This window comes from Streptomyces sp. McG3, from assembly GCF_018619185.1.
GTDB lineage: Bacteria > Actinomycetota > Actinomycetes > Streptomycetales > Streptomycetaceae > Streptomyces.
Genome location: NZ_JAAXYC010000380.1, coordinates 1 through 6,479, shown reverse-complemented (window position 1 = coordinate 6,479; position 6,479 = coordinate 1). Strand labels below are relative to the sequence as shown.

Annotated in this window: 4 protein-coding genes and 1 pseudogene; 2 read left to right on the top strand and 3 right to left on the bottom strand. The window is 69.6% G+C overall.

The window, feature by feature from the left end:
- Positions 1–244: 244 nt before the first annotated feature.
- On the bottom strand, positions 245–631 hold the full coding sequence (locus HET64_RS34750; protein ID WP_215111233.1) for a hypothetical protein: 387 nt from the start codon (positions 629–631) through the stop codon (positions 245–247).
- A gap of 199 nt (positions 632–830) precedes the next feature.
- On the opposite strand from HET64_RS34750, the gene HET64_RS34745 reads away from it, so the two are divergent.
- On the top strand, positions 831–1,592 hold the full coding sequence (locus HET64_RS34745; RefSeq protein WP_215111232.1) for a hypothetical protein: 762 nt from the start codon (positions 831–833) through the stop codon (positions 1,590–1,592).
- A gap of 14 nt (positions 1,593–1,606) precedes the next feature.
- Here the strand turns inward: HET64_RS34745 and HET64_RS34740 are convergent, their stop codons facing one another.
- Positions 1,607–3,835, bottom strand: coding sequence for an RICIN domain-containing protein (locus HET64_RS34740; RefSeq protein ID WP_215111231.1), 2,229 nt, complete (start codon positions 3,833–3,835; stop codon positions 1,607–1,609).
- 267 nt (positions 3,836–4,102) lie between these two features.
- Here HET64_RS34740 and HET64_RS34735 point away from each other — a divergent pair.
- Positions 4,103–4,949: pseudogene (locus HET64_RS34735) on the top strand (ThuA domain-containing protein); the annotation flags it as partial.
- Between the two features lie 7 nt (positions 4,950–4,956).
- Here HET64_RS34735 and HET64_RS34730 read toward each other — a convergent pair.
- On the bottom strand, positions 4,957–6,479 hold a 1,523-nt coding region (locus HET64_RS34730), incomplete at its 5' end, for an NCS1 family nucleobase:cation symporter-1 (RefSeq protein ID WP_251146296.1).

Genomic DNA, 6,479 nt, shown 5'->3' with positions numbered 1-6,479 from the left:
GAGATGTTTATAAGAGACAGGCTTCATCGTGATGTTCATGGCGGGCGAGGAAGAGCCCGATGACCAGGAGGTCGCGCTGGGCCGGTCTGCTCGGTGGGCTCCGCTGAGGACATGGGCGTGCCGCCTCCCTCGTGGTGCGGGCCGACCGGTCGTCCCGGCTGCGCCCTCACGTACTTACTGGAGGGTAACGAGAGGAGGCGGCACGCTCAACCGGTCCGGCCGGACCGGTTGAGCGGGTCCCAGGTCACGGGCGGACGTGGATCTCGCCGATGCCGGTGCCGAGGCCCGCGCAGTGGGCGGTGGACTGGCCGGACTCGCCGGGCCTGAGAGTGACGTGTTCGCCGTCGACGTCCGGGGACCAGCCGCAGACGAGGTGGACCCAGAAGGTCTGCGTCCGGCTGCCGTTGTTGCGACAGAGCGCGAAGCCCGTGTAGTCGTCGATGGCGTGTTTACCGGTGTCGCAGGAGAGGCCGGGCGGGATCGCGGCCGGGGCGGCGGCCGCGGTCGACGCGGTCGACGCGGTGACCGGGACCGCCAGCGCCGCCGCCATGGAGGCCGCGGCGACGGCCCGCCGGACCGACCGGAACCGGTCGCTCCCCGTGATCGGCCTCTTCCCCGTGAACAGCTTCATGGTTCTCCTTACGTGGTGCGTGCCTACGGTGATCCCGACGGGGATCACCGCAGCTCTGCCCACCCTCCGTAACGAGAAACGCGTTCACTTCTCACGCTCCGTGAGTGCGCCGGGCGGCTCCCCCGCTCGCGGCGTACGCTCGAATGTGCCGGTTCTCATGGAGCGCACCCCCTGACCGGGGCGTTTTCGAGGAGGCGATGTGAGCGCACACCGTTGGGCCGCGCGTGCGGCGGCAGGGGCCGCGACCGCTGCTCTCACCCTGACGAGTGGTGTGGTCGCGCAGGCTGACGACGACATCGACTCGCTCCCCGCCGAGGAGATCGCCGACCGCTCGCGCGACGCCCTGCTCGACGTGGACTCCCTGCGTCTGAGCGCGCGCGGCAGTATCGACGGGGCCGGGCCGGATGCGAGCCTGGACCTCACGCTGGACCGCGAGGGGAACTGCGCGGGCGGGGTCGACATGGGCGGCGACGGTTCGGTGGAGATCGTCAAGCGGGGCGACGACGTCTGGCTGAAGCCGGACGCCGACTTCTGGAAGAACCATGTGCCGATCGGCGGCTCCACCTTCGACGCGATCCTCGACGGCCGCTACATGAAGGCCGAGGCCGACGACCCCCGGCTGCTGAGCGTGACCGAGGTGTGCGATCTCGACACCTTCCGCGAGCTGATCACGGACAACGCCGGCACCGCCGACCGGGGCACCCTCACGAAGGGCGAGAGGACCGAGGTGAACGGTGCGCCCGTCGTTCCGGTGACCCGTGCCGAGGGCAACGAGCGCCTGACGGCCTACGTGGCCGCCGAGGGCACGCCGTACCCGGTGCGGATCACCGTGCGCGACGCCGACGAGGAAGGGACCGTGGACTTCTCCGGATTCGACCGGCCGGTGCCCACGGCCACTCCCTCCGCGGACGAGACGGTGGATGTCACGGCCCTGCTGGGCCGCAGCGTCAAACCCGTCTGAGGCCCTGCCCGGAGCTACGGATAGGCCACCAGGTTGGCCACGTTGCTGCCGGAGTCGGACGGTCCTCCCGTGTTGTTGATGACGTGGTTGATCGTGCCGGTCCCGCCGAGCGAGACGGTCACCATGTTGTGGAAGCGCACTCCTGGCGTGTTCGGGGCCTCGAAGGCGCGCTCGGCCACCACGGAAGGGTTGGCGTTGAAGAAGCAGTAGCTTCCCAGGCCCCACGCCTCGTGGCGGGTGACGGACGGGGACACCTTGTACGCGTCGTAGCCGCGGGTCGAACCGTTCATCCAGGCGGCCTGGCCGGGCGGGTCGTAGGGCATCTCGTTCTGGAAGAAGTAGGTGCGTCCGCCGTTGCCGTTCCAGATCACCTGGTGCTGCTGGTAGTGCTCGACGAACAGCCCGTACATCGTCACGTCCGTCCCGTTGACGACGAGTCCGGTGGCCGCGGTGTTGGTGTTCCAGCCGATGCCGCTGCCGTGGTCGCCGCGCCAGAGCCACAGATGGTCGCCGATGACGTCGGAGCTGTTGACGACCAGGCTCTGGGTGGCCCTGCCGACGGCGGCCCCGCCGATGCGGAAGAAGACGTCGTGCAGCGAGGTGGGGTTGGCGGTGTGCCGGGCGCTCGCTCCCGGCTGTCCGACCCGCATCAGCGTCGGGGAGTTGACGGTACCCGCGTCGATCAGCAGTCCGGCGATCTTCACACCGTCGACGTCGGCGACGTTCATGGCGGTGATGCCGTTCTCGGGGATGACGGTGGCGAGCCCGAGGCCGAGGACGACGGTGTTGGCGCGGGTGACGTCGATCGGCTGGTTGATCCGGTGGACGCCCGGGGTGAAGAGCAGGTTCTTGCCCTCGGCGAGCGCCGCGTTGATCTGGGTCGCGGTCGCGCCCGGCTTGACGATGAAGAACTGCTCGATGGGCAGCGACTGGCCGGCCGGTGCACCGGAAGCCCAGGTGGTGCCCTGGGAGTTGGTCCGCAGGGCCGGGACGAAGACCTGGTAGGCGCCGGCCCCGTCCACGTACAGGAAGGGCTTCTCGCGGCTCACGGGCGTCTGGGCGACGGTGGTGTAGGGCGGGTGGGGAAAGCTGTTGGCAGGGGCGCCCACGTCACCGACGAAGACCATGTTCCAGTTGGATCCGGTCCAGCTGTTCCACTGGCTGTTGCGGGAGAGCCACTGCTGCTGGGTGCCGGAGCGGACCTGGCCGTCGATCTTGGAGTCGGCCATGAAGCCGCCGCTGGACCAGCCGCCGTCATCGAGCTGGAGGTTGCCGCGCACATGCATACGGCGGTACGGGGCCGCCTGCGACACGGCCCAACGGTCGGTGCCGGAGGGCGGGTTGACCGAGAGGTTCTCGGCGGAGCGCCAGAAGTTGTGGGTGGCGTTGCCCTGGAACCAGTCCGCCTCGGCGTGGACGCCCCCGTTGATGGTGACGTCGTCGGGCGACAGGCCGAGCCCGGCGACCTGGGTGTAGAAGCCGACGTTCGCGTCCACGTCGTAACTCCCGGGCTTGAACAGCAGGGCCTGGCGCTGGGAGCCGAACTGGTTGGTCTCCTGCTGGGCGAAGACCTGGTTCAGCTTGTTCTGGATGGTGGCCCGGGGCGTGGAGGGGTCGAAGACGGTGACGTTGGGGCCGAAGTCCGGGGTGCCGGGCGGGTTCGGTACGTCGGTGGCGCCCACCCGGAAGGACTGCGCGGCCGATCCGTTGCAGGTGTACTGCTGCATGCGGGCGTTGTCGGCGGTGGAGGCGGACGGGACGTCGAGGCACTTGCCGCTGTTGCGGTTCACGAAGTGGAAGGCGCCGCCGGGCTCCTCCACGGGCAGCCACTGCTGGTTGTTCCCGCCGGAGTACGACCAGAGCTGCACGGGGGCGGCGTCGGCCGTGGAAACGTCCGTCACGTCCCAGCTCTTCGCCGCGTCGTTGCGGTTGTCGACCCGGACGTATCCCCCGCCGACCGGCCGGAACTGCCACTGCTGGGCGGTGCTGCCGTTGCAGGCGTACTGCTGCACCGCGGTGCCGTCGGCCGTCCCGGCGGCGGCGGCGTCCACGCACTTGCCGCTGTGACCGGCCGTCACGGTCACCCAGCCCGTCGGGAGTTCCGCGGCCTGCGCGGAGGGGGCGGCGCCGACGGCGGTAAGCAGGGAGGCCACCAGCCCACCGAGGACCAGCAGCGGCGTGGAGCGGCGCCGGGGTCTGTGTCCGTCGTGGCGCGAGCCACGGGCTGCGAGAGGTCCGGGCATTCTCATATGTGTCTCCTGCCGGCGCGGGGGGCTTACTTCAGGCCGTGAAGTTAGGGCCGTTCCGTGACCGCGTCAAGACTGCGCGTACGGAAGGTGAATCCGGTCCCACCCGCGATGATCGGCATCAACTCCCCGTTTGTGGCGCTGTGCCGGCGATTCACCGCGACCTCGGGGCTGGTCCGGACCAAAGCCTTGACACTTTGTTCTGTTCACTTCTTAATCACATGGTGGAACGGTCGCCACATGGACGAACAAAGGACCATACCCATGCCCCAGGCCCCCCACGGCCGCACACGCGCCGGCCTGTCGCTCCTCGCCCTCCTGGCCCTGCTGCTGGGACTTCTCGTGTCACCGGCCGGCGCGGCCGCCCGCGCACCCGCCGCCGCGGCGTCGTTCAAGGTCGTCGCGTTCTACAACGGCACCTGGGACGCTGCCCACATCAGCTTCGTCAAGGAGGCCAACGAGTGGTTTCCGAAGGCGGGGGCGGAGAACGGCTTCACGTACACCTCGACGAACAACTGGAACCTGCTCGCCGACAGCGCGGCGCTGAACAGCTACGACGTGGTCCTCTTCCTCGACGACGCCCCGCAGTCGTCGGCCCAACGCGCGGGTTTCGAGGCGTACATGCGCGGCGGCGGATCCTGGATGGGCTTTCACGTCGCGGCGTTCACCACCAGCGCGCGGAGCTGGCCCTGGTACTACGACGAGTTCCTGGGCAGCGGGAACTTCGCCACCAACACCTGGGGGCCCACCACCGCGACGCTGCACACCGACCACCGCACCCATCCGTCGACGCGACGCCTGCCGGGCACGTTCACCTCGTCGGTGAGCGAGTGGTACAGCTGGAGCCGCGATCTGCGGGCCGACCCGGACATCGACGTACTGGCCTCGGTCGACCCGGTGAGTTTCCCGCTGGGGACCGACCCCGGCCAGAGCTGGTACAGCGGCGATTACCCGATCGTGTGGACCAACCACGACTACCGCATGCTGTACGCCAACTTCGGCCACAACGCGATGGACTACGCGACCGACACCCCGTTGTCGTCGACCTTCGCCTCCGCCACCCAGAACACCTTCCTCCTGGACGGGCTGAAGTGGCTCGGCACCGGTGCGGCGTCCTCTCAGACCGCCGCCGCCCCACTCCCCCGGCGGGTCAGCGCCACGTACAGGAGCAGCGAGGAGGCCAGCCCGACCGCCCAGCCGTAGTCGGCCAGCGGTTTCAGGAACGGGATCAGTCCGTCGGCGGGGAAGGGGCCCTTGCCGGGGGCCGAGTGCGAGCCGCCCACCGCGAGGACGCCGCCGACCGCGAAGGCGACCACCGCCCGCCAGTTCCAGCCGCCCCGGTACCAGTACCTGCCGCCGGGGCGGTAGAGGTCGGCCAGGTCGAGGACGGTGCGGCGGACGATCCAGTAGTCGGCGATCAGGATGCCCGCGACGGTGCCGAGCAGTCCGCCGACCAGGCCCAGCCAGGTGAAGATGTACAGCTCGGGCGTCTCGGTGAGCTTCCACGGCATGATCACGACCCCGAGCACGCCCGTGATCAGCGCCCCGGTCCGGAAGCTGATGAACTTCGGCGCGAGGTTCGCCAGGTCGTACGCCGGTGAGACCACGTTCGCCGCGATGTTCACCGAGATCGTCGCGATCAGCACGGTGACCAGGCCGAAGACCAGCCCGAAGACGTTGTCGGTACGGGCCACGAGCTGGACCGGGTCCCAGATGGCCACCCCGTACACCGCCTGCGACCCGGAGGTGACGAAGACCGAGAGCAGGGCGAAGAACGTCATGGTGGTCGGCAACCCGAGCGACTGCCCCCGGATCTGGGCGCGTTGGCCCGCGCCGAAGCGGGTGAAGTCGGGGATGTTGAGGGAGAGCGTCGACCAGAAGGCGATCATGCCCATCAGCGAGGGAAAGAAGACCGGCCAGAAGTCGGCGCCCCAGCCGAGCGCGGACGGCTGGTCCAGCAGCGGGCCGAAGCCGCCCGCCTTGACCGCGACCCAGACGAGCAGGACGACAGCACCGACCAGGACGAAGGGCGCGGCCCAGTTCTCGAAGCGGCGCAGGGTGTCCATCCCCCGGTAGATGATGGCCAGTTCGAGGACCCAGAAGAGGGCGAAGCAGAGCCAGAGGGTCCACGGCTGCCCGCCGATCTCCGCCGCGCCGGCCCAGCCGCCGAAGAGCTTGCCGAGCAGCGTGAAGATGCCGACGCCGCCGATCCAGGTCTGGATGCCGAACCACGCGCAGGCGACGGCGGCCCGGATCAGGGCGGGCAGATTGGCGCCGCGCAGCCCGAAGGAGGCTCGCGCCAGGACCGGGAAGGGAATGCCGTACTTGGGCCCGGCGTGCCCGGTGAGCAGCATCGGGGCCAGCACGATCACATTGGCGAGCGCGATGGTGAACACGGCCTGTTTCCAGTCCATGCCGAGCGCCACCAGACCGGAGGCGAGCAGCCAGGACGGGATGTTGTGGGCCATGCCGATCCACAGGGCCGCGAAGTTGTACGTCGTCCAGGTGCGGCGCTCGACGGGGACGGGCAGCAGGTCCTCGTTGGCGAAGCGGGGGTCGTCGGGGACGTGACCGTGGGCGAGTTCGACCCGGCCGGAGGCGGCCGGACCGGGTATCCCGTCGCTCGGGGAGGGCGGTGGGG

Coding starts and splice junctions, on each gene's coding strand:
- HET64_RS34750 (WP_215111233.1), bottom strand. CDS start 631: ATGAAGCTGTTCACGGGGAAGAGGCCGATCACGGGGAGCGACCGGTTC.
- HET64_RS34740 (WP_215111231.1), bottom strand. CDS start 3,835: ATGCCCGGACCTCTCGCAGCCCGTGGCTCGCGCCACGACGGACACAGA.